The organism is Streptomyces rugosispiralis, assembly GCF_024505145.1.
In the GTDB taxonomy this organism is placed as follows: Bacteria; Actinomycetota; Actinomycetes; order Streptomycetales; family Streptomycetaceae; genus Streptomyces; species Streptomyces rugosispiralis.
Map to the genome: position 1 here is coordinate 47,682 of NZ_JANIAA010000029.1, position 22,939 is coordinate 70,620.

Sequence of the window (22,939 nt, forward strand, 5' to 3'; positions counted from 1 at the left end):
GTGATGTTTTCCACTCAAGGACGTGGACACCCGAAAAAATGGGCCCCGGAAGGGCGGGGCCGGACAGCACATCGGACCGGAGCGAAGGAGAGGACCGGTGATGCCCGACCGTACGCACATTCGCGCGGCCTTCCCGACCGACGCGCCCTCCCTCGGGCGCGGTCTGGCCGAACTGGCGGAACAGGCCGCCGCGGGCACGCCCGAGAGCTGCGGGGCCACCGCCACCGCCGTGCTCGCCGAGGAGCCCCGCGGCGCCGTGGACGCCGACCGGACCACGGCGGCCACCCACCCCGATCTGTCCGCGCTGGTGTCGGTCCAGATGCGGGCGGGGGAGGGCCCGATCCTCGCGGCGCTGGACACCGGCCGCCCGGCGGGCGCCGACGATCTGCTCCACGACGACCGCTGGCCGCGTTACCGGGCGCGGGCGCTGGACGCGGGCGTACGGTCCTCCGCCACCCTCCCCTTCGCCTGCGACGGGCTCACCGTGACCATCTCGGTCTACGGGCTGCGCCCGGGGCCGCTGAGGAAGGCCGCCCAGGGCGCCACCGGGCTGCTCGGCGACCTGGCCACCGAGAGCCTGGCCCGGGACCGGCTCTACCGCGCCGCCCTGGTCCAGGTCGACCAGCTGGACACGGCGCTGCGCAGCCGGCCGGTGGTGGACCAGGCCTGCGGAATCGTCATGTACGTCCTGGGCTGCGACCCGGACCAGGCGTTCGACCTGCTGCGCCGGCTCTCCCAGCGGACCAACCGCAAGCTGGCGGAGCTGGCCGAGACCGTGGTGCGCACCCGAGGCCGCGGCCTGGAGCGGAACCTCATCGCGTTCGGCCGGTCAGCAGCTCCCGGACCCGATCGGCCAGAGTCCGGCCGGGACCGGGACCTTCCGGGCTGACCGGGGGCACCCCTTGCACCGCGGCCGCCGCCTCGCCGACCCGCAGACCCAGCGCCATCCGCTCCTCGGGGGTGAGCCGCTCACGCAGCTCGGGGAAGACCAGGTCCTCCTCGCCGCGGATATGCATGGACACCACGTCCATCAGCTCCCGGACCAGCGGGTCGAACCGCCGGTCCCGGGGGTCCACGGCGTCCAGGTCGGACAGGATCCGCTCGGCCTCGGTCAGCTCCTCGATCTCCTCGTCGGCGATCCGGTCGCCGTTCGGCAGCGCCTTGCGGACCGTGGGGTACAGATGAGCCTCCTCGGTCACGGAGTGCCGTACCACCGCCACCGTCATCCGGTCGACCAGCTGCCGTCGCCGCTCGGGGTCGGTGGCGGCGCGATACCCCTCGAAGAGGTCGCGCACCGCGCGGTGGTCCGCGGTGAGCAGGGCCACCACATCGTGTTGTTCCGGCGTCGCTGTCATGGCGCCCGGGTCCCCCGGGCCCCTTCCGCGAAACGGCGCCGGGGATCTGCGAAGGTGGACATACGTGGGCGGTGAGCGGACACACGTGAGCGGTGACCCGCCGGACACGGGCGGAGGTGTGGACGGAATGCAGCGGCAGTGGACCGCCCCGGCACCGGCGGACCGGGACGACGGCGGACTGCCGGTCCTCCCGGAGCTGCTCGACAGCTTCGTCGCGGCGGCCGGCCGCACCGCGCCGGAGCCGGTCGGCGGCTCGGCCGGGCTGCGCTCGGCGGCCTGCGGCTACTGGTCGCGGCGCGGGCTGTGGACCGACCCCGAGCACGTCGTGGTCGCCCCCGGCGCCGAGCCGCTGCTGCTGGCCCTGCTCGCCTCGGCCCCCGGCGGCGATGTGCTGCTGCCCCGCCCCTGCGCCGCCTGGTACGCGCCGCTGGTGCGGCTGGTGGACCGGCGCGCCCACCACGCGCCAGTCCCGGCCGAATGCGGTGGGCTGCCCGACCCGTTCGCGCTGCTGGAGACCGTGCGCAGGATCCGCGCCGAGGGCGGGGTGCCCCGGGTCCTGCTGCTGTCGGTGGCCGACGACCCGACCGGCACCGTGGCCCCGCCCGAGCTGCTGCACGAGGTGTGCGAGGTGGCCGTGGCCGAGGGGCTGCTGATCGTCAGCGACGAGACCTGGCGGGACACCGTCCACCATCCGCCAGGGACGGTGCTGCTCAGCCCGGCCGAGATGTCCCCCGAGAACGCGATCGTGCTCTCCGATCTGGCGGGCGCCTTCGCTCCGGCGGGCTGGCCCGCCGCGATCGCCCGGTTCCCGGCCACCGAGCGCGGGGCGGAGCTGCGCGGCCGGGTGCTGTCGCTGCTCACCGCCGTACGCTCCGGGCTGCCCGCGCCCGTCGCGGCGGCCGCCGCGTACGCCCTCGACGAGCCCGAGCCGGTCCGGGACCGGATGGCGGCCGCCGCCCGGGCGCATGGGGCCGTGGCCGCGGCCGCCTACCGCGCGCTGACCGCCGTCGGGGCGCTGGCCCGCCCGCCGCAGACCGGCCGGCACCTCTACGCCGATCTCGACGAGCTGCGCGGCGTGCTCGCGGCCCGTGGCATCACCGACTCGGTGGAGCTGGAGCGCGAGCTGGTGCGGCGGATCGGCCGGAGCGTGGCCGGGGGCCATCGCTTCGGCGACCCTCCGCACACCCTGCGGCTCCGGCTGGCGACCCTGCCGCTGCTCGGCGCGGCGGAGGAGTCGCGGCTCCGGGCGCTCCGGACGCCGGACCCGCTGGAACTGCCCCATGTGGCCACGGCGTTGGGCGCCTTCGAGGCGGCCTTCCGCGACCTGATCGAAAGCAGTCCGGTGACCTGAGCGGCCCCGGACCCCAGCCCCGGACCTCGATGGCGCGCCGACACCGAAGGGCCGGCCCGGACACGGCCCAGACACGGAAGGGAGCCAGGCCATGACGGACCACGCCGAGCAGGCGGAACCGGCGGAACCGGCGGAACCGGCGGAGCCCGCGGAACCGGCCGGGCGGCGCCGCCGCGCCCGGCCCGGCGCCGCCGCCCGGCCCCGGCTGGCCCCGGCCGCCCCTGAGCCGGGCGCCGGCGAGCAAGCCGCCCCCGAGCTGACCGGCCCCCGTCCGGGCGGCCCCGACCCGACCGGTGCCCAGCCGTGCGTCCCCGCGTCGACCGGCCCCCGTCCGGGCGCCCCCGGCCTGACCGCCCCCGACCCGACCGCCGAACCCACCGTCACCGAGCCGGGCGCCCCGCGTCCGCCCGGCGAGATCCGCAGTTGGCCGCCGTCGTTCGCCGACCGGCTCACCTCCCCGCTGCCGGGGGTGCGGGCGCTGGCCCGGCTGGCCCGGGAGGGACGGCTCAGACCGCCCGTGGAATCGCTCCGCGACATCCCCGAGCTGCCCTTCGAACCGGGGCCGCTGCCGCTCACCGGCCCCGGCCGGACCGCGCTCACCTGGGCCGGGCACGCCAGTTGGGTGGTGCGGATCGGCGGGCTCACCGTGCTCACCGACCCGGTCTGGGCCCGCAAGATCCTCGGCACCCCGGCCCGGGTCACTCCGGTGGGGGTCCGCTGGGAGGACCTGCCGCCCGTGGACGCGGTCGTCATCAGCCACAACCACTACGACCACCTGGACGCGCCCACGGTCAAACGGCTGCCCAAGGAGACTCCGGTCTTCGTGCCCGCCGGGCTCGCCCGCTGGTTCCGGGTGCGCGGATTCACCCGGGTGACCGAGCTGGACTGGTGGGAGGCGGCCGAACTGCCCGGCGAGGACGGCCCGGTCCGCTTCGACTTCGTCCCGTCCCACCACTGGAGCAAGCGCACCCTCACCGACACCTGCCGCTCGCTGTGGGGCGGATGGGTCATCACCGCGCCCGGCGGACAGCGGGTGTACTTCGCCGGGGACACCGGCTACGGCCACTGGTTCCAGCAGATCGGCCGCCGCTACCCGGGCATCGATATCGCGCTGCTGCCCATCGGCGCGTACGAGCCGCGCTGGATGCTGACCGGGGTGCACACCGATCCGGAGGAGGCCGTACGGGCGCATCTGGACCTGGGGGCGCGGGTGCTGGCGCCCATGCACTGGTCCACCTTCCTGCTCGCGGCCGAACCGCCCCTGGAGCCGCTGCGCCGGATCCGCGCGGCCTGGGAGGCCACCGGGCGTCCGCGCGAGGAGCTGTGGGATCTGCCGGTCGGGGCATCCCGCGTGCTCGAATAGGCCGCGTCGCGGTCGTGGGGGAGCGCGCGGGGTCCGATCGGCTCCGCCCGCCGCGAGCCGGACGGCCCGCCTCCGCCGCGAGCCGGACCCGCGCCTCCGCCGCGAGCGCGGCCCCCCGCCACCGCCGCCGTCCTGACCGCCCGCCTCCGCCGCGAGCGCGGCCCCCGGCCTCCGCCGCGAGCCGGACCCTCGCCACCGCCGCCGTCCTGACCGCCCGCCTCCGCCGCGAGCGCGGCCCCCGGCCTCCGCCGCGAGCCGGACCCTCGGCCTCCGCCGCGAGCCGGACCCTCGCCACCGCCGCCGTCCTGACCGCCCGCCACCGCTGCGAGCCGGACCCTCGGCCTCCGCCGCGAGCGCGGCCCCCGCGCCTCCGCCGCGAGCGCGGCCCCCGCGCCTCCGCCGCGAGCCCGGACCCCGGCCTCCGCCGCGAGCCCGGACCCCCGGCGCCGCGAGCCCGGCCCCCCGCCACCGCCGCCGTCCTGACCGCCCGCCTCCGCCGCGAGCCCGGCCCCCGGCCTCCGCCGCGAGCCGGACCCCGGCGCCGCGAGCCGGACCCTCGGCCTCCGCCGCGAGCCGGACGGCCCGCCTCCGCCGCGAGCGCGGCCCCCGGCCTCCGCCGCGAGCGCGGCCCCCGGCCTCCGCCGCGAGCGCGGCCCCCGGCCTCCGCCGCGAGCGCGGCCCCCGGCCTCCGCCGCGAGCGCGGCCCCCGGCCACCGCCGCGAGCGCGGCCCCCGGCCTGCGGCCGGGCCATAAGGCGGCCAAGTGGGGTAATTCAGGGCATAAGTGACGAGTGGAACATAAGTGGCGAGTGGTGCAGAGCGCACCTAACTTCCTTTTCATGCGCACACCTAAACTTCGCCACCTCGCCGGCCTCACGGCCGTCCTCGTCATCGAACTCGCCCAGCTCCCCGGAGCCCACGCCGCCCCCGTCGACGAGGCCGCGACCCGCCATGTGGTCCAGCCCGGCGAGTCCATCCAGGCCGCCGTGGACGCCGCCGAGCCCGGCGACACCATCGAGATCCGGCCCGGCACCTACCGGGAGAACCTCCAGATCTCCACCGACCGGCTGACCCTGGTCGGCGCGGGAGAGTCCACCGTGCTCTCCCCGGCCGAGGAGCCGTCGGCCAACGCCTGCGGCGAGGCCGGCCACGGCATCTGCGTCACCGGGACGGCCGAAGACCCGGTCTCGGATGTACGGATCGGCTCACTGAAGGTCACCGGCTTCGCCAAGAACGGCATCTGGGGCTCCAACACCGACCGGATGACCGTGCGGAACACCACCACCGAGGACAACGGCCAGCAGGGCATGGGCCAGGAGATGTCCACCCGCGGCACCTTCGTCGACAACGTCTCCCGCGGCAACAAGCAGTCCGGCGTCTTCCTGGCCAACACCATCGACGCCGAGGGCGGCGCCACCGACGCCCAGGGCACCCTGGTGGCCGGAAACCAGCTCAGCGGCAACCGGACCGGTGTCGTGGTCCGCAGGCTGCGCGACCTCTCGGTCGAGGGGAACACCATCACCGCCAACTGCGCCGGGGTGTTCATCGTCGGCGACGAGTCGACTCCGCGCGCCGGGGACCTGAGCGTCCGCAACAACTCCGTCTACGAGAACAACGCCTACTGCGAGGCCACCGACCGGCTCCCCTTCATCCAGGGCGCAGGCATCGTCCTCACCGGCACCGAGGGCACCCGGGTGACGGGCAACCAGGTGAACGACAACGTGGGCACCTCGCCCATGTCCGGCGGGATCGTGCTCTACACCAGCGTCGTCGGCGCCCCCAACGCCAAGAACGCCATCAGCCGGAACGTGATGAGCGGCAACAAGCCCGCCGACCTCGCCGACCGGGACAACGGCCCCGACAACACCTTCACCGACAACGTCTGTGAGCTGTCCGCGCCCACGGGCCGGTGCTGAGAGGCGGCGACATGACCACCGTGGAACCCATCAGACAGCCCCCACCGGCCGCGCTCCCGCCGCCCATGCGGCTGCGCGAGATCGTCTTCGGCGCCGCACGGGCGGCCTCGGTGCGCGCCGCGGTCCGGCTGCGGATCGCCGACGCGCTGGGCGACCGGCCCGCCTCCATCGGCGAACTGGCCGCCGCCGTGGACGTCGAGCCCGATCCGCTGCGCCGGCTGCTGCGCTCCCTGGCCTGTTGTCAGGTCTTCGCCGAGACCGAGGACGGCCGCTTCCGGCACACCGAGATGTCCCGGCTGCTGCGCGAGGACACCCCGGGCAGCCTGCGGAACATCGCCCTGTGGTGCACCGAGCCATGGACCTGGGAGGCGTGGCCGCTGCTGGACCGGGCGGTGCGCACCGGCGGCTGTGTCGTCAACGAGATCTACGGCAAGGACTTCTTCGCCTATCTCCATGAGGACGCGCCCGAGTCGGCCCGGGTGTTCGACGCCGCGATGACCACCTCCAGCCGGCAGTCCGCCACCGACGTCGCCGACTTCCTCGACCTCGACGGGGTCAAGGAGGTGGTGGACATCGGCGGCGGCCAGGGACATGTGCTGGCCAGCCTGCTGGAGAAGCACCCGGCGCTGCACGGCGCGCTGCTGGACCTGCCGCAGGTGGTGGCGCACGCCGATCCGCGGCTGCGGGACGGCGGGGCGCTGGCCTCGCGGGCCACGCTCGTGCCCGGCGACTGCCGCCGCGAGGTCCCCGTCGAGGCCGACCTCTACATCATCAAGAACATCCTGGAATGGAACGACGAGAGCACCCGCCGGACGCTCGCCAACGTGGTCGCGGCGGCGCGCCCCGGCGCCAGGGTGGTCGTCATCGAGAACCTCGTCGACAACAGCCTGTCCTCCTTCACCACGGCGATGGACCTGTTCCTGCTGCTCAATGTGGGCGGCCGGAAGCACACCGAGGAGAGCATGGTGGCGCGGATGACCGAGGCCGGTCTGAACGTGACCGACATCCGGCCGGTCAACGGCGCTCTGCACGCCTTCGACTCCACGGTCCCGCCCAAGGCCCGCCACCAGCATCGATAGGCGGAGACAGGCGGCTCCGCCGCGTGGCAAGGGGCTCCGCCCCTGGACCCCCGGGGTCCAGGGGCGGAGCCCCTTCCCTGGTGAGGGGAAGCTCCGTCAGCTGTACCGGTACGACGAGAGGTGTGCGAACACCACCACATTGGCCGTGTAGTCCTTGGCCGTGTGGTCATAGGCCCCGCCGCAGGTGATCACCCGCAACTGGGCGTTGGGGGTGTCCCCGTACACCTGCTCGTCCGGGAAGGCGTTCTTTTTGAACGTCTTGACCTTGTCGACCACGAAGGTCGCCACGATCCCGTCCTCACGGGTGATGGCCACCTTGCTCTTCGGCTTGAGCTGGCCGAGGGCGTAGAACACCGCCGGGCCGATCTTGGTGTCCACATGCCCGGCCACGATGGCGTTGCCGCGCTCACCGGGCGAGGGGCCGCCCTCGTACCAGCCCACCAGGTTCTGGTCGGTGTCCGGGGGCGGCACCAGCACGCCCGTGGCGTCCAGCGACAGCGGGGTGAAGGGCGCGCTCACGCCGATCGAGGGGATGTCCAGATGGGAGGCGGGAGAGCGCGGCAGCGCGGGCCCCGGACGGGACTCGGGGGCGGTCGTCGACTCCGGGGAATCCGCGTACGCGTCCTCGTTGGAGGTGTCGCTCTCCGGTTCGGAGATGGACGCGGGGGCGCTGACCGCGGGCCGGGCCGCCGGGGTGTTCTGAGAGGCGGCGTCGACGGAGTTGTAGATGAGGAATACGCCGATGAGGGCCGACGCGGCGGCCCAGCGGAGAATGCGGGTGTTGCCATCGGCAGCGCCCTGCTTGGCCGGCTTTCCCATGGGGGTGTTCGCCTTTCTTACAGCGCCTTGTCTCAGGGCGCCTCAGCTCGAGGCGCCTTTCTCACGGCCGCTTTTCTCACAGATCTCGTGGAACTGCCGTGGCACCACCGCTGGGCGGAGGTGCCACGGCAGCACGGAATACGAAGAGTCAGACTCAGATCGCGGTGCCGGTCGGCTTGCGGCGACGCAGGGCGTAGGCGCCGGCGCCGAGGCCGCCGAGGAGCAGGACCGAACCGGCGGCCATGCCACTGCCCGTGGTGGCCATGCCGCCACCACCGGTGTGGACGCCACCGCGCGGCTTCTCGCCCTTCTCGTGCTCCTTCCAGGAGCCACCGGACCAGTCGTGGTCCTCCTTCTTACCGGGCCACTCGTGCTCCCGGCCGAAGTCGTGCTCCCGGCCCTCTTCCTTGCCCTCCTCCTTGCCCTCTTCCTTGCCGTGGGAGGAGGACCAGTCGCGCTCGCCGCCCTCGTCCTTGCCCTTCATCTCCTCCTTGCCGTGCTCCTCTTCCTTGCCTTCCTTGCCGTGCTCTTCTTCCTTGCCGTGCTCTTCCCGGCCTTCCTCGCGGCCGTGGTCTTCCTTGTCCTTCCAGGAGCTGCCGCCCTGGCCGTAGCCGTCCTCGGAGGACTCCTGGCTGCTCGAGTACCCACCGTGACCGCCCGGGTCCGAGACGTCGGCGGCGAACGCGGCGGCAGGGGCGCCCAGGGTCAGGGTGGCGGCAATCGCCGCCCCGGTGAAGAGTGCGCGAGTAGATCGCATGAGCCATTCCTTCCGGCGCCGTCGCGATACTGACTATTTGCCAGATAAAGGGATCGCATCGGCGTCTTGTCCACCGTCAGCGAAGAGGGCTCCCCCTGCCACTCGGCGCGGCCCGCTATCTGCTCGGTTGTAAGCCCTCTGGGTGGAGATAAGCGCAATGATCACTCATTTGCCGCGCGAATGGACTGACGCCCTTTCACCTTTTCGGCAGACATCATTCCGATGAGCCCAGTAGTGTGAGATTTTCGGGCCCGGTGCATAACCGGCTCGCGACGCCATACGAAAAGGGCCGCCGGGAGATGAACTCCGTCGGCGGCCCCGTGCGGCGCGACCCGCTAGCCGTGGTCGCGGTCCCAGCGGTAGAACTCGTGGGCCATGGCGTCCTTGGGCTCGCGCCAGGTCTCCGGGTCGTACGCCTGCATATACGGCTGGAGACGGGCGCTGACGTCGCGGAACTCCGGGTGCTTGGAGTACTTGGTGACCTCCGTGGACGGCGGCCGCTCCGCCTCGATCAGATGCAGATACACATCGCCGAACTGGAAGAGGCTGCGGCCGGTGACGCCGATCAGCTTGGGCAGTTCGCCGCGGTCGGACTCCGCGAAGATCTTGGCGACCTGCGGTGCCGCGTCCCGCTGCATCTTGGCGACGATCATGGTGCGGTACATGGTCATGCCCCCACCGTCTCCCGGGCCCGCTGCTCGATCTTGTCCCGGATCAGATCCATCTGGATACGGGAGTTGCGGTTGATGTGCTCCGTCATCGTGGGGTCGTCGACCGGCGCGTCGGGCCGCATCTCGAAGTCCTGGGTCCAGCGCATGCGGGTGCCCTCGGACTCCTCCTCGTACTCCCAGCGGATGTTCATGTAGGCGAAGGGGCCGGGCTCCACACGGCGCGCCCAGACCGTGCGCACATCGCGGGCCGTCTCCCGCTCGGAGACCCAGCTCCAGACCTTGCCGTCCTCGTCGGGGTGCATGGTCAGGCGGAAGGTGGTGGTGTCCCCGGTCCGCTGGAGCACCTCGACCGAGGCGTACTCGCTGAACAGCTGCGGCCAGTTCTCCAGGTCGTTGGTCATGTTCCAGACGAGGTCGAACGGCGCCTTGATCATGACCTCGTTGTCGGTGTGGCCTGCCATCTTCATGCTCCTGGGGTAAGTGAGGTGTTGATGACATCGAGGAAGTCACCGGGGGTCTTGCAGCTCTCGGCCCCCGGTTCGATCGGGGTGCCGTACCGGTTCTCCAGCTCGCCCACGATGGCGAGCAGACCGAGCGAGTCCAGGCCGTACTCCTCGAAGGTGGAGTCCGGCCGGGTCCGCATCAGGTCCGGGTCGACGGTGAGCCCGGCGCACCGCTTCATCAGCGTGGCCAGTTCCCCGTAGGACAGTTGACTGGTCATCAGTAATCTCCTTCCGGTCCGCGGAGCACGAGCGCCGCGTTGCAACCCATGAGTCCTCTGCTGAGCACCAGCGCCGTCCGCGGCTCGGCGGGGCGGGAGCTGCGGGTGACGAGGTCGAGGTCATGGCAGACGTCGGTGACGTACGGGGTCGGGGGCACCATCCGGTGCTCCATGGCGAGCAGCGCGGCCGCCACGTCCAGCGTGGGAGCCGCGCAGTGCACCCGGCCGAAGCCGGTCTTCGGCGCGGTCACCGGGACCCGGGTGCCGTGCGCCCCGAGGGCGTCGGCGATCGCCAGCGCCTCGGCGCGGTCCGCCTCGGGCACCCCGAGCGCGTCGGCGAAGACCACGTCGATCTCCTCCGCCGCGCACTCCGCGTCCTCCAGGGCCACCCGGATGGCCTGGGCGAGCCCCTCCCGGGACCGCTCCCACCGGGACGGCCCGGTGAAGGTCGAGCCGTAGCCGGCGATGAAGCCCCGGATCCGCACCCCGCGCCGCCGGGCGGCCCCCTCCTCCTCCACGACCAGCATCGCGCCGCCCTCCCCGGGCGCGAATCCGCAGGCGTCCTCGGTGAACGGCAGATAGGCCCGGCCCGCGTCCCGGGCCCGGCTGAGCTCGTCCCAGCCGAGCATGCAGACGATGGAGTACGGCGCAAGCGACGCCTCGGAGGCCCCCGCCACCACCGCGTCCGCCCCCCGCCGGATGGACCGGCGGGCGTGCGCCAGCGCGTCCAGGCCGCCGGACTCGTCGTTCGCCACCACTCCGCAGGGGCCCTTGAACCCGTTCCGGATGGAGACCTGGCCGGTGCTGGCCGCGTAGAACCACGCGATGGACTGGTACGGGCCCACATAGCGCGGCCCCTTGCTGTACAGCTGCTGCAGCTCGCGCTGGCCGAACTCACCGCCCCCGGAACCGGCGGCGGTCACCACGCCCACGGCGAACGGCGACATGTCGTCCACCGGCAGCTTGGCGTCGTCCAGCGCGAGATCGGCCGAGGCCATCGCGAAGTGGGTGAAGCGGTCGGTCTGGACGAGGAACCGCTCCTCGATCATCGAACCCGGATCGAAGCCGCGGACCTGCCCGCCGATCCGCACCGGGAAGTGCTCACTGCCCTCCCGGGAGATCCGGTCCAGAAAGGTGATCCCCTCCCGGGTGGCCTTCCAGAAGGCGTCGGTGCCCACTCCACTGGGGGCGATCACACCGAGGCCGGTGACGGCCGCGCCCCGGTTCCGGGTGGTCTTCGCCGATGTCATGCCGCACTCCCGTCCGCCCGGCTCAGCACCACCGCGGACTGGAAGCCGCCGAACCCGCTGCCGACCGACAGCACATGACGCAGCGGGAGGGCGCGGGCGGTGCGCGGGACATAGTCGAGGTCGCATTCGGGGTCGGGGGTCTCGTAGTTGGCCGTCGGCGGCACCACGCCATGGGCGAGGGCCTTGGCGCAGGCGACCACCTCGATGGCGCCGATCGCCCCCAGGGAATGGCCCACCATGGATTTGATCGAGCTCATGGGGGTCTTGTAGGCGTGCTCGCCCAGGGACCGCTTCACGGCCGCCGTCTCATGCCGGTCGTTCTGCTTGGTGCCCGAGCCGTGCGCGTTGACGTAGTCGACGTCCGAGCTGTTGACGCGGGCGTGGCCGAGCGCGTGGTCGATCGCCTCGGACATCTCCAGGCCCTCACGGGTCAGACCGGTCATGTGGTAGGCGTTGCCGTAGGTGGCGAACCCCCGGAACTCGCAGTAGACCCGCGCCCCCCGGGCTCGGGCGTGCTCCAGCTCCTCCAGGACCAGCACGGCGGAGCCCTCGCCGAGGACGAAGCCGTCCCGGTGCGCGTCGAACGGCCGGGACGCGGTGGCCGCGTTGTCGTTGTTGGCCGAGGTGGCCTTGATCGAGTCGAAGCAGGCCACGGTCAGCGGGGTGATCGGCGAGTCCGCGGCCCCGGCGATGCACACATCGGCCCGGCGCTCCTCGATCGCCTGGAAGGCGTATCCGATCGCGTCCAGACCGGAGGTGCAGCCGGTGGAGACGGACTGCACCGGGCCCTGCGCCCCGGTCAGCTCCGCCACCCCGGAGGACAGCGCGCTCGGCGAGAACGCGTGCTGAAGGTGCGGACCCGCCTTGCGGTGGTCCACATCCCAGTGCTCACCGGCGTCGCTCACCTTGACGTAGTCCTGCTCAAGACGGGTGGACGCGGCGACGGCGCTGCCCAGCGAAACCCCTATCCGCCAGGGGTTGAGCGCCTGGAGGTCGAGACCGGAGTCCCGTACCGCCTCCTGGGCCGCCACCAGCGCGAACTGCACATAGCGGTCGGAGCGTTCGATCTGCTCGAAGCTCAGACCGTGGGCCAGCGGGTCGAAGTCGCATTCGGCGGCGATCCGGGAGCGGAACCGCTCCGCGTCGAAGAGCGTGATGTTGCGGGTGGCCGTACGGCCCGCGGTGAGCATGTCCCAGAACGCCGGGACGCCCACACCCCCGGGGGCGACGACACCGAGCCCGGTGACCACCACCCGTCGGGTCACGACGTCGCCTCGGCGGGTTCGGCGGCCTCCGTGTCCACGTGACCGAGCTCGGGGCGCGGCGCCAGGGGCCCGAGGTGGAAGACCATCCGGGCCTCGGTGCTCCCCACGTTGCGGAACCGGTGCCGCATGTTGATGGGGATCAGGATGGCCTGGTCGGGGTGGAGCGGATGCGCCTCGCCGTCCAGGTCCACCTCCAGGTCGCCGCTGACGACGTACACGAACTCCTCGGAGTACGGGTGGTAGTGCTCGGCGACCCGTTCACCGGGCCCCACGATGGCCATCCCCATGAAGCCGCTCGTGGCGCCCACCAGAGGCGGTGTGAGCATGGCGCGCACATCGCCACCGCGCCGGCGGTTGGGGGCGACCGCGGCGAGGTCGACGACGAGAGGGGACTGCGTGGTCATGATGAGTTCCTCCAGGTAGCGTTGCGCGGTCCGCGCCACGGGGGTGGAAAGGGGCGAGGGGAGAGACGTCGTCAGTGGTCCGCCGACTGGCGATCGGTGACCGGGGTCATGTCGCAGTCGGCGAGGAAGCGGCGCTGCCCGTCGTCCGTGGACAGGTCGATCACCGCACCGTCCGCCCCGAGGTCCAGCAGGCGGCCCAGCACGGCGGCGGCCCGCCGGCCGCTCACACCGGCCGTCATGGCGGGGTTCCGGTCCATCGGCACGGCCAGGTCCACCAGCCGCACCACGATGTCGTCACGCTGGAAGATGGTGCTGCTCAGCAGGGTCTTGGCGGTCTGGTCCCCGGCCATCTCCTTGTTCACCGCCAGCTCGTCCTGCCGGGCCAGCAGACTCGCCACCGCCGGGCCGCAGCCGGCCTTGACCGGGTAGAGCAGGGCATGCCGGTGGACGCCCTCGGCGGGGCGCGGCCCGCCGGCCGTCATGTGGTGGACCACCGGCAGCGAGGCGCGGGCGAAGAACTCCCGTGCCGAGCTGGGGTCGTCGAGGTTCCGGTCCTCCTCCAGATACGGATTGAGGGCCTCCTCGGCGGCCCTGATCTCCGGCTGCCGGGCCACGAAGCGCAGCGCCGCGGTCAGGTCGCCCTTGACCTCCACGGCCCGCACCACCCGGTTGCCGCTCATGAACACCGAAGTGCGGGAGAGCCGGGTGGTCTCGTCGACCCGGGCCTGGGGCGAGGCGTAATCGGCGAGGATCTTGGCGACGGAGTCCTCGCTGCCGGGCTTCACGGTGAAGGTGAGCGCCTGCCGGACCAGTCCGTCACCCATCCGCAGCGCGGCGTCGACGCCCCGGGTGGTGACATCGACCGGCGCGGACCCGGCGGTGAGGGTCTCCCGCAGGATGCTGAACCGCAGTGAGCGGGTGTCCTCCACACAGCCGTGGAAGGGCTTGACCATCTCCTGGTGCGCGGGGGAGTCCACCCAGGCGAGGAACGGAGGGGCGCTTTCCCATTCGCTGGTGATCAGCCACTGCGAGGGGTTCTCGATCGACTGGCACAGTTGGTCGCTGATGTGCCCGGGTACCGCGGCCACCTGCTGGGACAGCTGATCGTAGGCGCGCAGAAAGCGCTGCTCGGCACCGCTGTTGACCTGCACCAGCAACACGACGCGCAATCTGGTGTCGGTGAGCGCGGATTCCACGGTCGTCGGCGACTGGTCCACCGTGGTCTCCGGAATGTCGGACAGGGTGCTCATATTTCACTCCTTATTTCGCGGACGCGTCCTTCCGGGCATCGAGGACACCCGCCCGTTAGACGATCGTGAAGTGCTCCCACCAATGGCGCGAGATATGTGAGCCATCCGAGCGAACGCCTGGTCAGCGCCCCGGAGCGGCCCGGAAACACCGGGCATAGCTGCAAAATGAACCGTCTTGCCGACAATGCTGAGCGTGTGCCCGTCCTCATCGCGGGCGGCTCCCTGGTGGGCCTGTCCGCCTCACTGTTCCTGGGCCGACTGGGGATCGGTCATCTGCTGGTCGAAAAACACCCGCGCACCTCGCACCACCCGCGCGGACGGGGGAACAACATCCGGACGATGGAACTGTTCCGCACCGCCGGGGTGGAGTCCGCGATCCGCGAGGCCGCGTCCGTGCTGGCCGACAACCACGGAATCCTGCAGACTCCGTCCCTCACCGGTACGGAGGGCAACTGGCTCTTCCGGGAGCTGGACCCGGGTGGCAAGGCCGCCCGGATCAGCCCTGCCGGATGGTGCCTGTGCAGCCAGAACGACCTGGAGCCGGTGCTGTTGAGCGCGGCCCAGGGGCTCGGTGGCGACCTGCGGTTCTCCACCGAGTTGCTCTCCTTCGAGCAGGACGCGGACGGGGTCACCGTCACCCTCCTGGACCGCAGGTCCGAGCGGCGCTCCACGGTTCGCGCGGACTACCTCATCGCCGCCGACGGCCCCCGCAGCCCGGTCCGCGAGGCCCTCGGCATCGGGCAGAGCGGACGCGGTGAGCTGTTCCACAACGTGTCCATCACCTTCCGCGCCAAGCGGCTCGCGGACGCGGTCGGGGACCGCCACTTCATCGCCTGCTACCTCACCAACCCCGAGGCCGACGGGGCGCTGCTGCCCGTCGACAACCAGGAGAGTTGGGTCTTCCACGCCCCCTGGCACCCCGAGCGCGGCGAACCGCTGGAGGCGTTCGACGACGAGCGCTGCGCCCAGCACATCCGCACCGCCGTCGGCATGCCCGACCTGGAGGTCGAGGTCACCGGAAAGGCGCCCTGGCACGCGGCCGAGCGGGTGGCGGACCACTACTCCGACGGCCGGGTCTTCCTCGCCGGGGATTCCGCGCACGAGATGTCGCCCACCGGCGCCTTCGGCTCCAACACCGGTATCCAGGACGCCCATAACCTGGCGTGGAAGCTCGCCGCCGTCCTGGGCGGCTGGGCGGGTCCCGCGCTGCTGGAGACCTACGGCATGGAGCGGCGGCCGGTCGCCCAGGCCACCAGCGCCCGCGCCGCCGCCCGTTCGGCCGAGCACAGCCACCCCGGCTACTCGGCACCGGCCACCGAGGGCCGGGGCCCGCAGTCCAATGTCATGGCCGTCGCCATGGGCTACCGCTATGTGCGCGGCGCGGTCGCGGGCGCCGACCCCTCCGCGCCCGCGGTGCCCGACCACTTCGCGGTCTCGGCCGAGCCCGGCAGCCGCGCACCCCATATGTGGGTGCACCGCTGCGGGGTGCGGCTGTCCACCCTCGATCTGTACGAGCGCACGTGCGTGCTGCTCACCGGGCCGGGCGGCGCCGCCTGGCACGAGGCGGGCCGCCGCGCCGCCGACGCCCTCGGCGTACCGCTGGACTGCTACCGGGTGGGCGAGGGCCCGGACCATGAACTCGCCCCCGAACCGGGCAAGGACTGGGCCGAACTCCACGGCACCGCCCCCGACGGAGCGGTCCTGGTCCGCCCCGACGGCTTCGTCGCCTGGCGTGCGGAGCGCTCGGTGCCCGACCCGGAGGCAGCGGTGACGCGTGCGCTGCGAGAGGTTCTGCGGCTGGACGCCTGACGCCCCCGCACCGGCCGCCCCCGGCCCGCGGCGGCGGCTCGCCACACCGGGCGCCGGGCCCAGGCGACGCTCGACGGACCGTGCCGCCTGCGGCGGGCTGGTTCCCCTCCCCGCCCCTTCCCGAAACTTAGGCTCCGCCCCGGGCCCCGCACCGGGCTCTGCCTCAGACCCCGGACCGAGCTCCGCCCCAGGCCCCGGACTGGGCTCCGCACCAGACACCGGGTCGGGGCTCCGCCGTTCCCGCGGCATCGGTATGCGGCTCCGCCCCGGGTGCCGGGGTCCAGGGGCGGAGCCCTTGGTATCGGGAAGGGGCGGGGAGGGGAAAGACCCGCCGGGCGGGCCGGAGCGGCAGGGGCGCCGCCGGAGCGAGCCGGGCTGTTCGGGCCCGGCCCAGGGCGGCGCGGGGGCGTCAGCCCGCCGCTTCGCTCCGGGCGTCGCGGGCGGTACGGCGGCGCAGGCGGCGCCACAGCGTGGGGGCCGTGCCGAGCACGACCGTCAGGACCACGGCCGCCGCCACGCCCTCCCAGGGCTCGGGGAAGAGCGAGCCGCCCAGGATCCCGATCAGCTGATACGTCACCGCCCAGGCCAGCGCCGCGGGTCCGGCGCCCCGGGCGAACCTCCGCAGCGGCCAGCGTGCCAGCAGGCAGGCCAGCATCACCGGGATCCGCCCCGCCGGGACCAGCCGGGACAGCACCAGAACCGCCACCCCGTGCTCGTCCAGCCGCGCCCGCGCCTGGTCCAGCCGCTCCGGCGCCGCGTGGTCGTGGATCCGCTCCAGCCACCGCGAGCCGTTCTTCGAGCGCACCCCGCGCCGCCCGAGCCAGTACAGCATCACATCGCCGGAGAAGGCCGCCAGCGAGGCCACTCCGAAGACCACCAGCAGCGACAGCGGGGGAGCGGTCTGGTGGATGGCCACCACCGCCGCCGAGGAGACCACCGCCCCGGTGGGCACCACCGGCACCAGCGACCCGAACACCACCAGCAGGTACAGCGAGGGGTACCCCACCGCCTGCTGCGTCGACTCGGACGGCACGCTCCGCGCCAGATCCGCCAGATCGCCTATCACCTGGCGGGCTCCAGCCGCACGCACTCGCCGTGCACCAGCCGGTGCACCACCGCGTCGGGGGCCAGCCGCCCGGCGTGGCGCACGAAGTCGTCGCCCGGGGCGTGGAATTCATGCGGACGGATCGCGTCCATCCCGATCGGCCAGTACGTCCCGTAGTGCACCGGCACCGCGCAGCGCGCCCCCAGCCGCGCCAGCGCCTGGGCCGCGCGGCCCGCGTCGAGATGGCCGGGACCGAGGTACGGCCCCCAGCCGCCCACCGGAAGCAGCGCCACATCGCAGGCGCCCACCGCCTCCGCCATGTCGTCGAACAGCCCGGTGTCGCCCGCGAAGTACGTGGTCGACTCGCCGCTCAGCACATATCCCAGCGCGGGCACCCGGCTCGGCCCGTACGGCAGCCGCCGCCCGTCGTGCGCGGCCGGTACCGCCCGGATCCGCACCTCGCCGACCGTGTACACGTCCCCCGGCGCCATCTCGGTCACCCGCAGCCCCCGCGCCGCGGCCACCCGCCGCAGCCCGGGTACCGCCCGCCCGGCCCCGCGCGGCACCACCAGCCGGGTGCCGGGCAGCAGCTTGGCCAGCGAGCCGAGGTGCAGATGGTCGGCGTGCAGATGCGAGACCAGCGCCACGTCCGCCACCGCCGCGGCGGCCGGTGGTACGGCTCCCCGGCGGCGCCGCAGATGGGCCAGCCGCCGTACGAAGAGGGGGTCGGTCAGCACCCGCACACCGGAGTCCCGCACGGTCGCGGTGGCATGCCCCCACCAGGTGATCTCCACCGACATCTCCCGCCTCCTCCTTCGGGCCGTCTCGCTCCGATCCTCTCACCCCGCCGGGTGGCGCATGGAATCAGCCCCGCCGGGTATGCATGACTCATGCATGACGAGAGGGAACGGGTAGCGAATCTGCTGGGGGCCACGGCGCTGGCGATCACGGACGATCTGCTCAGCGCCCCGGCCGCCGCGTCCCGACTGAGCATGAGCGCGGCCGCCGCGCTGATCGTGCTCCGCGCCGACCCCGGGGTGAGCGTGACCGAGCTCGGCCGCCGGGTGGGGCTGACCCAGTCCGCGGCCGTGCGGATGGTGGACGGGCTGGAGCGGGACGCCCTGGTCGAGCGGCGGCGCGGAATCGGCAACTGGACCGGGGTCCACCCCACCGCCAAGGGCCGGCGGACCGCGGGCCAGTTGCTGACCTCGCGGACCTCCCGGCTCACCGGGGTGCTGGACGGCCTCGGCGAGACGCAGGTCCGCGACCTCGGCGCACTGCTGGCCACGCTGCTCGACGGGCTCTACCAGGGCAGTGGCTCGGCCGACCGGATGTGCCGGCTGTGCGACCGGACCGCCTGTACCCCGGACGGCGTGGAGTGCCCGGTCGGGGCCGCGGACCGGGCCGCCGCCCGGTCCGCGGCCGAGGACGGGGCCCGTGCGGACCATGGGTGAGCTGCTGGCCGTCGCCTCGGCGCTCTGCTTCGGCACCACCCACTTCCTGAGCGGCCTGGTCTCCCGCCACCGGCACGGGGTGACGGTCGCGGCCTGTGCCCAGGCGGGCGGCACGGTGGTCAGCCTGGTCCCGGTGCTGCTCACCCAGGGCGCCAACGCCCCGCCCGCGGCCCTGGGCTGGGGCGCGCTCTCGGGGCTCGGCACCGGTGTGGGCGTGGCGTGCCTCTACTGGTCGATGAACCAGGGGCCGATGAGCGTCGTGGTGCCGGTCAGCGATGTCACCGCGGTGGGCCTGCCGGTGCTGGCGGGGATCGCCCTCCTCGGCGACCGGCCCTCGCCCCCGGCGCTCACCGGGATCGCGCTCGGGCTGCCCGCGCTCTGGCTGGTCTCGCGCGGGGAGTCGAGCGAGTCGAGCGAGTCGCATGAGCCGAGCGGGCCGCGTAAGGCACACGGGGCGCGGCCGGGGCACGGTCAGGGCGCCGACCGGCCGCGCCCGGCCGTCGTCCTGGCGCTGGTCGCCGGAGTGGGCCTGGCGCTGCACTTCTTCGCGCTCGCCCGGATACCGGCCGCGGCCGGATGGTGGCCGGTGGTGGTCAGCCGGGCCGTGTCGGTGGCCGTCATCCTGGCGCTGTTCCCCGCGACCGGCGCCTCCTTGCGGCTGCCCCGCCGGGCGGCCGCCGTGGCGGCGGTGGCGGGCGCGCTCGGCACCCTGGCCACCATCCTCTATCTGCTCGCCACCCGGCAGGAGTTGCTGTCCGTCGCCGTGGTGCTGTCCGCGCTCTATCCGGCGGTGCCGGTGCTGCTCGCGCTGACGTTCCTGCGGGAGCGGATCACCCGGCCCCAGACCGTCGGCCTGCTCGGCGCGGCGCTGGCCATCGGGCTGATCGCCCTCAACTGACGGCGTACCGCACGCGGTCTCAGGGGATGCCCGGTGGATCGTGCCGCCTGCGGCGGGCTGTTCCCCTCCCCGCTCCTTCCCGAAACCGGAGGCTCCGCCCCGGCCCCCGCTCCTCAAACTCCCCCAGCCACCGCTGGGAGGTGCCCCCTGGAGGGGCCGGAAGGTGGGGCTCCACCCCTGGCCCCGGGGTCTGGGGCGGAGCCCCAGTATCGGGAAGGGGCGGGGAGGGGAAAGCATCGCGCGGCGTCCACGCGGGGCCGATCCCCGTCCGCCAGACGAAAATCCGTGGACCGGCGTGCGGTCCGTACGCCACGATGACCGCCGCCAACCCCGGCCCCGGGGTTCCCGGTCTCACGAAAGGCCACCGCTGTCCGTATGAGCCGTGCACTCCACCAGCGCGCCGTCGTCGCCGATGCCCACAACGACCTGCTGATCGCCGTCACCGCCCGTCCGCCGCACCGCTGGGCGGGCTACTTCCGGGAGCGCTGGCTGCCGCAGTTGCGCGAGGGCGGGGTGGATCTGCAGGTGCTCCCGGTCTTCATCGACGACCAGTTCCGCCCCGAAGGCGCGCTGCGCGAGACGCTCCGGATGATCGAGTGCGCCCACACCCTCGCCGAGGGCAACGCCGACGAGGTACGGCTGTGCCTGGACGGCGACGACATCGACGCCGCGCTCGCCGACGGCCGGATCGCCCTGGTGCTGGCGCTGGAGAGCGCCCCCGGGCTGGACGCCAACGTCGAGCTGCTCCCGACCCTCCACCGCCTCGGGGTGCGCGTCGCCTCGCTCGCCCACTGGGGCCGTACCGCACTGGCCGACGGCAGCGGTGAGGACGCCACCGGAAGCCGGCTCACCGAGGCCGGGGTCCGGGCGCTGAAGGAGATGGAGCGCCTGGGCATCCTCTTCGACGTCTCCCATCTCGGCGCCTCCGGCGTGGCGCATGTGCTGGAGCTGGCCACCCGCCCCGTGATGGCCACCCACTCCTCCGCCCGCGCCCTGCTGGACCACCATCGCAACCTCACCGACGAGCAGCTGCGCGGGATCGCGGCCACCGGCGGCACGGTGTGCGTCAACTTCCTCGGCGAGTTCCTGGCCACCGATCCGGCCGACCGCACGGTGGACCGGCTGGCCGATCACATCGTCCATATCGCCGAGGTGATCGGCGTGGACCGGGTGGGCCTGGGGCCGGACTTCATCAAGGAGGTCAGCGCGGACACCACCCCGCCCTGCTGCGAGGACGTCGAGTACGCCCGGCTGGTGGTCCCCGGCCTCGAAGGCCCCCGCGGACTGCCTCTGGTGACCGAGGCGCTGGTCCGAAGGGGCCTTCCGGAGGGGGACATCGAGAAGATCCTCGGCGGCAATGTGCTGGAGCTGTTCCGCAAGGAGCTGGGGCGCCGCGGCTGAGGTTCGGCGGCTACCGCCCGGCGGCGGCCAGGAACGCGTCGATCGCGGCGAACGTCGCCTCCGGGTCCTCCCGGGTGGGGAGGTGGCCCGCGCCCGGGATCAGCGCGAAGCGCGCCCCGGGGATGGCGGCGGCGTACGCGCGGCCGTAGTCGGGCGGGACGACGGTGTCGTTCCCGCCCCACACCGCGAGGGCGGGCACGGTCACCCGGGCGAGCCGGTGCAGCAGCTTCGGGTCGGACTTCGTCGGCCCGGCGTAGGCCGCCAGCGCCTGGAGCGCCGCGGGCGAGGGCCCCCGGCGCGGCGCGGGTGCGCCCGAGCCCTCCCCGGGGCCGGGACCCTGGCCGGGCCCGGGACCCTGGCCGGGGCCGGGACCCTGGCCGGGGCCGGAGCCATCCCCGGGGCCGGACCCTTCACCAGGCCCGGACCCCGCACCGGACCCCGCACCGGGCGGCGGGCCGGGCGGGCCCGTGGGGAATCGCACCTCGTGCCCCTCGATCCGCGGCCCGAACGCGCCCATGACGATCAGCCCGCCGATGCGGCGGCCCCGGTCGCGTACGGCCATCTCCGCGGCGATCCAGCCGCCGAAGGAGCTGCCGAGGACCAGGACATCGCGCAGATCGCGGTCGTCCAGCAGATCCAGATACGTCTCGACGAGGTCTCCCACGCTCGCGAACCACTCGGGCCGCGGGGTGTCCTCCCAGCCCGGATGGGTCGGCGCCAGCACCCGGGAGGTGGCGGCGAAGTGGTCCACCACGCCGCTCACGCTGGCGGGTCCGCCGCCGCCGTGCAGGACGAGCACGGGGCGGCCCGCGCCCACGTCCCGCACCGTCAGGGGCAGACCGGGGTAGGGCTCGACGGTGAACCCGGTGAGTTCAGTGGAGTCGGGCGTGGTCATCGGTCCGCACCTCCGGCGGTCAGCGTGGCGAAGGCGTCCCGCAGGATCCGCAGGGCGTCCGGCTGGAAGAAGTCGACGAGGTGGCCGGCCGATTGCCTGGCCGCCTCCTCGGCGCGCGGGAACATGGCTGTCTCGTAGGCGTTCAGGGCCGTCTCCAGGTCGTCGTGGGCGGCCAGGGCGAGGGCGAGTTCCGCGCCGTCGAGCATGGCGAGGTTGGCGCCCGCCCCGGCGAAGGGGGACATCAGATGGGCGGCGTCGCCCAGGAGCGTGACGCCGGGCACCCGGTCCCAGCGGTGGCCGATGGGCAGGGCGTGGATGGGCCGGGGGACGAGCGGGCCGTCGCCGTCGGCGATCAGCGCACGCAGCCCCTCGTCCCAGTCGGGGAAGAGGTCCAGCAGCCGCTTCCTGGCCGCCGCCGGGTCCGCCGGGTCGATGAGGTCGGAAAGGCTCCGCTCCTCCGGCGCCTTGATCGCGATGTAGACGCGGATCCGGCCGCCGCCGTTGCGCTGGGCGAACAGCCCCTTCTCGTCCGCGAGGGCGAACATCGAGCCCCGGCCCACGAGTTCGGCGACCGCCGGGTGCCGGGTGTCCACGTCGCTCAGGAGGCCGTCGACGAACGACACCCCGGTGTGGACCGGATCCGCGTCGGACAGCAGGGGCCGGACCCGGGACCACGCCCCGTCCGCGCCGACCAGCACATCCGCCGTGACGGTCGTGCCGTCGGCCAGGCTGAGCGCGGGCCGCCCCGCCGTGCCGGGGGTGACCGCCTTGACCTTGCTGCCCCAGCGGACCGTGCCCTCCGGCAGCGACCCCAGCAGCAGCTCCTTGAGCACCCTGCGGTCGATCTCGGGACGCTCGTTGCGGGCACCGTCCCGCGGCGGCGGGACGTGGAAAGCGACGTCGGCGTGCTTGCCGAGCAGACGCAGCTCCCCGCCCTCCGGGCGGCTCAGCGGCCGGAACTCCTCGAGCAGCCCGGCGTGCGACAGCGCCCGCTGGCCGGACTCCTCGTCCAGGTCCAGCGTGCCGCCCTGGTCGCGTGCGGTCGCCGACGCGTCCAGCTCGTAGACGGTCGAGGGGATGCCGTGGACGTGCAGGACGCGCGCCAGCGTCAGCCCTCCCGGCCCCGCTCCGACGATGGCGATACGGCGTTGACGGCGTTGTGTGGACATGACGATGGATGCCTCCCTGGGCCTCCCCGGTTCGGCGCGAGGGTGCGCCGCGGATGGGAGGAGCGTAG

At 73.5% G+C, this 22,939-nt stretch carries 23 protein-coding genes; 9 read left to right on the forward strand and 14 right to left on the reverse strand.

The window, feature by feature from the left end:
• Positions 1–100 precede the first annotated feature (100 nt).
• Positions 101–889 carry an ANTAR domain-containing response regulator gene (locus NP777_RS32310; RefSeq protein WP_256653717.1) on the forward strand — a complete coding sequence of 263 codons (789 nt, stop codon included), beginning with the start codon at positions 101–103 and terminating at the stop codon, positions 887–889.
• Here the strand turns inward: NP777_RS32310 and NP777_RS32315 are convergent.
• Positions 813–1,355, reverse strand: coding sequence for a hemerythrin domain-containing protein (locus NP777_RS32315; RefSeq protein WP_256653718.1), 543 nt, complete (start codon positions 1,353–1,355; stop codon positions 813–815). The two genes, NP777_RS32310 and NP777_RS32315, sit on opposite strands and share 77 nt — an antisense overlap.
• Before the next feature lie 127 nt (positions 1,356–1,482).
• Between NP777_RS32315 and NP777_RS32320 the strand changes: the two genes are divergently transcribed.
• The 4 genes from NP777_RS32320 to NP777_RS32335 all read left to right on the forward strand — a co-directional run bounded on the left by NP777_RS32320 (position 1,483) and on the right by NP777_RS32335 (position 7,063).
• Positions 1,483–2,706: an aminotransferase class I/II-fold pyridoxal phosphate-dependent enzyme gene (locus NP777_RS32320; protein ID WP_256653785.1), complete on the forward strand. Its 1,224-nt coding sequence runs from the start codon at positions 1,483–1,485 to the stop codon at positions 2,704–2,706.
• Positions 2,707–2,797: 91 nt separating this feature from the next.
• Positions 2,798–4,069 (forward strand): MBL fold metallo-hydrolase, encoded by a 1,272-nt coding sequence (locus tag NP777_RS32325; RefSeq protein ID WP_256653720.1) that lies wholly within the window; start codon positions 2,798–2,800, stop codon positions 4,067–4,069.
• A gap of 838 nt (positions 4,070–4,907) precedes the next feature.
• Positions 4,908–5,984 (forward strand): right-handed parallel beta-helix repeat-containing protein, encoded by a 1,077-nt coding sequence (locus tag NP777_RS32330; RefSeq protein ID WP_256653721.1) that lies wholly within the window; start codon positions 4,908–4,910, stop codon positions 5,982–5,984.
• Between the two features lie 11 nt (positions 5,985–5,995).
• The gene (locus tag NP777_RS32335) at positions 5,996–7,063 is read left to right on the forward strand and encodes a methyltransferase (RefSeq protein WP_256653722.1); all 1,068 of its coding nucleotides are present in this window, start codon (positions 5,996–5,998) and stop codon (positions 7,061–7,063) included.
• A 96-nt stretch (positions 7,064–7,159) separates the two neighbouring features.
• Here the strand turns inward: NP777_RS32335 and NP777_RS32340 are convergent, their stop codons facing one another.
• From NP777_RS32340 to NP777_RS32380, 9 genes are all read right to left on the reverse strand, one after another.
• Positions 7,160–7,882 (reverse strand): class F sortase, encoded by a 723-nt coding sequence (locus NP777_RS32340; RefSeq protein ID WP_256653723.1) that lies wholly within the window; start codon positions 7,880–7,882, stop codon positions 7,160–7,162.
• Positions 7,883–8,036: 154 nt separating this feature from the next.
• Complete coding sequence (locus NP777_RS32345; RefSeq protein WP_256653724.1) at positions 8,037–8,639, reverse strand: hypothetical protein; 603 nt, start codon at positions 8,637–8,639, stop codon at positions 8,037–8,039.
• 335 nt (positions 8,640–8,974) lie between these two features.
• The gene (locus tag NP777_RS32350) at positions 8,975–9,304 is read right to left on the reverse strand and encodes a TcmI family type II polyketide cyclase (RefSeq protein ID WP_256653786.1); all 330 of its coding nucleotides are present in this window, start codon (positions 9,302–9,304) and stop codon (positions 8,975–8,977) included.
• Between the two features lie 2 nt (positions 9,305–9,306).
• Entirely contained in the window at positions 9,307–9,771 is a 465-nt protein-coding gene (locus NP777_RS32355; RefSeq protein ID WP_256653725.1) for an SRPBCC family protein, read from the reverse strand.
• Between the two features lie 2 nt (positions 9,772–9,773).
• On the reverse strand, positions 9,774–10,031 hold the full coding sequence (locus tag NP777_RS32360) for an acyl carrier protein (protein WP_256653726.1): 258 nt from the start codon (positions 10,029–10,031) through the stop codon (positions 9,774–9,776).
• A complete protein-coding gene (locus NP777_RS32365) occupies positions 10,031–11,281 on the reverse strand; it encodes a ketosynthase chain-length factor (protein ID WP_256653727.1) in 1,251 nt (416 codons plus the stop codon). The genes NP777_RS32360 and NP777_RS32365 overlap by 1 nt, the downstream gene beginning before the upstream one ends.
• On the reverse strand, positions 11,278–12,546 hold the full coding sequence (locus NP777_RS32370) for a beta-ketoacyl-[acyl-carrier-protein] synthase family protein (RefSeq protein ID WP_256653728.1): 1,269 nt from the start codon (positions 12,544–12,546) through the stop codon (positions 11,278–11,280). The genes NP777_RS32365 and NP777_RS32370 overlap by 4 nt, the downstream gene beginning before the upstream one ends.
• A complete protein-coding gene (locus NP777_RS32375) occupies positions 12,543–12,950 on the reverse strand; it encodes a cupin domain-containing protein (protein ID WP_256653729.1) in 408 nt (135 codons plus the stop codon). Before NP777_RS32375 ends, NP777_RS32370 begins: the two co-directional genes overlap by 4 nt.
• Before the next feature lie 71 nt (positions 12,951–13,021).
• Positions 13,022–14,200, reverse strand: coding sequence for a SchA/CurD-like domain-containing protein (locus NP777_RS32380; protein WP_256653730.1), 1,179 nt, complete (start codon positions 14,198–14,200; stop codon positions 13,022–13,024).
• 165 nt (positions 14,201–14,365) lie between these two features.
• Here NP777_RS32380 and NP777_RS32385 point away from each other — a divergent pair, with 165 nt between their 5' ends.
• Positions 14,366–16,009 (forward strand): FAD-dependent oxidoreductase, encoded by a 1,644-nt coding sequence (locus tag NP777_RS32385; protein ID WP_256653731.1) that lies wholly within the window; start codon positions 14,366–14,368, stop codon positions 16,007–16,009.
• 409 nt (positions 16,010–16,418) lie between these two features.
• Here the strand turns inward: NP777_RS32385 and NP777_RS32390 are convergent, their stop codons facing one another.
• Both NP777_RS32390 and NP777_RS32395 read right to left on the reverse strand, forming a co-directional pair.
• Entirely contained in the window at positions 16,419–17,072 is a 654-nt protein-coding gene (locus NP777_RS32390; protein ID WP_391858618.1) for a DedA family protein, read from the reverse strand.
• Positions 17,072–17,854 (reverse strand): MBL fold metallo-hydrolase, encoded by a 783-nt coding sequence (locus NP777_RS32395; protein WP_256653733.1) that lies wholly within the window; start codon positions 17,852–17,854, stop codon positions 17,072–17,074. Before NP777_RS32395 ends, NP777_RS32390 begins: the two co-directional genes overlap by 1 nt.
• A 90-nt stretch (positions 17,855–17,944) precedes the next feature.
• On the opposite strand from NP777_RS32395, the gene NP777_RS32400 reads away from it, so the two are divergent.
• The 3 genes from NP777_RS32400 to NP777_RS32410 all read left to right on the forward strand — a co-directional run bounded on the left by NP777_RS32400 (position 17,945) and on the right by NP777_RS32410 (position 20,807).
• Complete coding sequence (locus tag NP777_RS32400; protein ID WP_256653734.1) at positions 17,945–18,508, forward strand: MarR family winged helix-turn-helix transcriptional regulator; 564 nt, start codon at positions 17,945–17,947, stop codon at positions 18,506–18,508.
• Positions 18,501–19,406: an EamA family transporter gene (locus NP777_RS32405; RefSeq protein ID WP_256653787.1), complete on the forward strand. Its 906-nt coding sequence runs from the start codon at positions 18,501–18,503 to the stop codon at positions 19,404–19,406. Before NP777_RS32400 ends, NP777_RS32405 begins: the two co-directional genes overlap by 8 nt.
• 375 nt (positions 19,407–19,781) lie before the next feature.
• Positions 19,782–20,807 (forward strand): dipeptidase, encoded by a 1,026-nt coding sequence (locus NP777_RS32410; RefSeq protein ID WP_256653735.1) that lies wholly within the window; start codon positions 19,782–19,784, stop codon positions 20,805–20,807.
• Between the two features lie 10 nt (positions 20,808–20,817).
• On the opposite strand, the gene NP777_RS32415 is transcribed toward NP777_RS32410, so the two are convergent.
• The gene (locus NP777_RS32415) at positions 20,818–21,702 is read right to left on the reverse strand and encodes an alpha/beta fold hydrolase (RefSeq protein WP_256653736.1); all 885 of its coding nucleotides are present in this window, start codon (positions 21,700–21,702) and stop codon (positions 20,818–20,820) included.
• Positions 21,699–22,871: an FAD-dependent oxidoreductase gene (locus NP777_RS32420; protein ID WP_256653737.1), complete on the reverse strand. Its 1,173-nt coding sequence runs from the start codon at positions 22,869–22,871 to the stop codon at positions 21,699–21,701. The genes NP777_RS32415 and NP777_RS32420 overlap by 4 nt, the downstream gene beginning before the upstream one ends.
• Positions 22,872–22,939 lie beyond the last annotated feature (68 nt).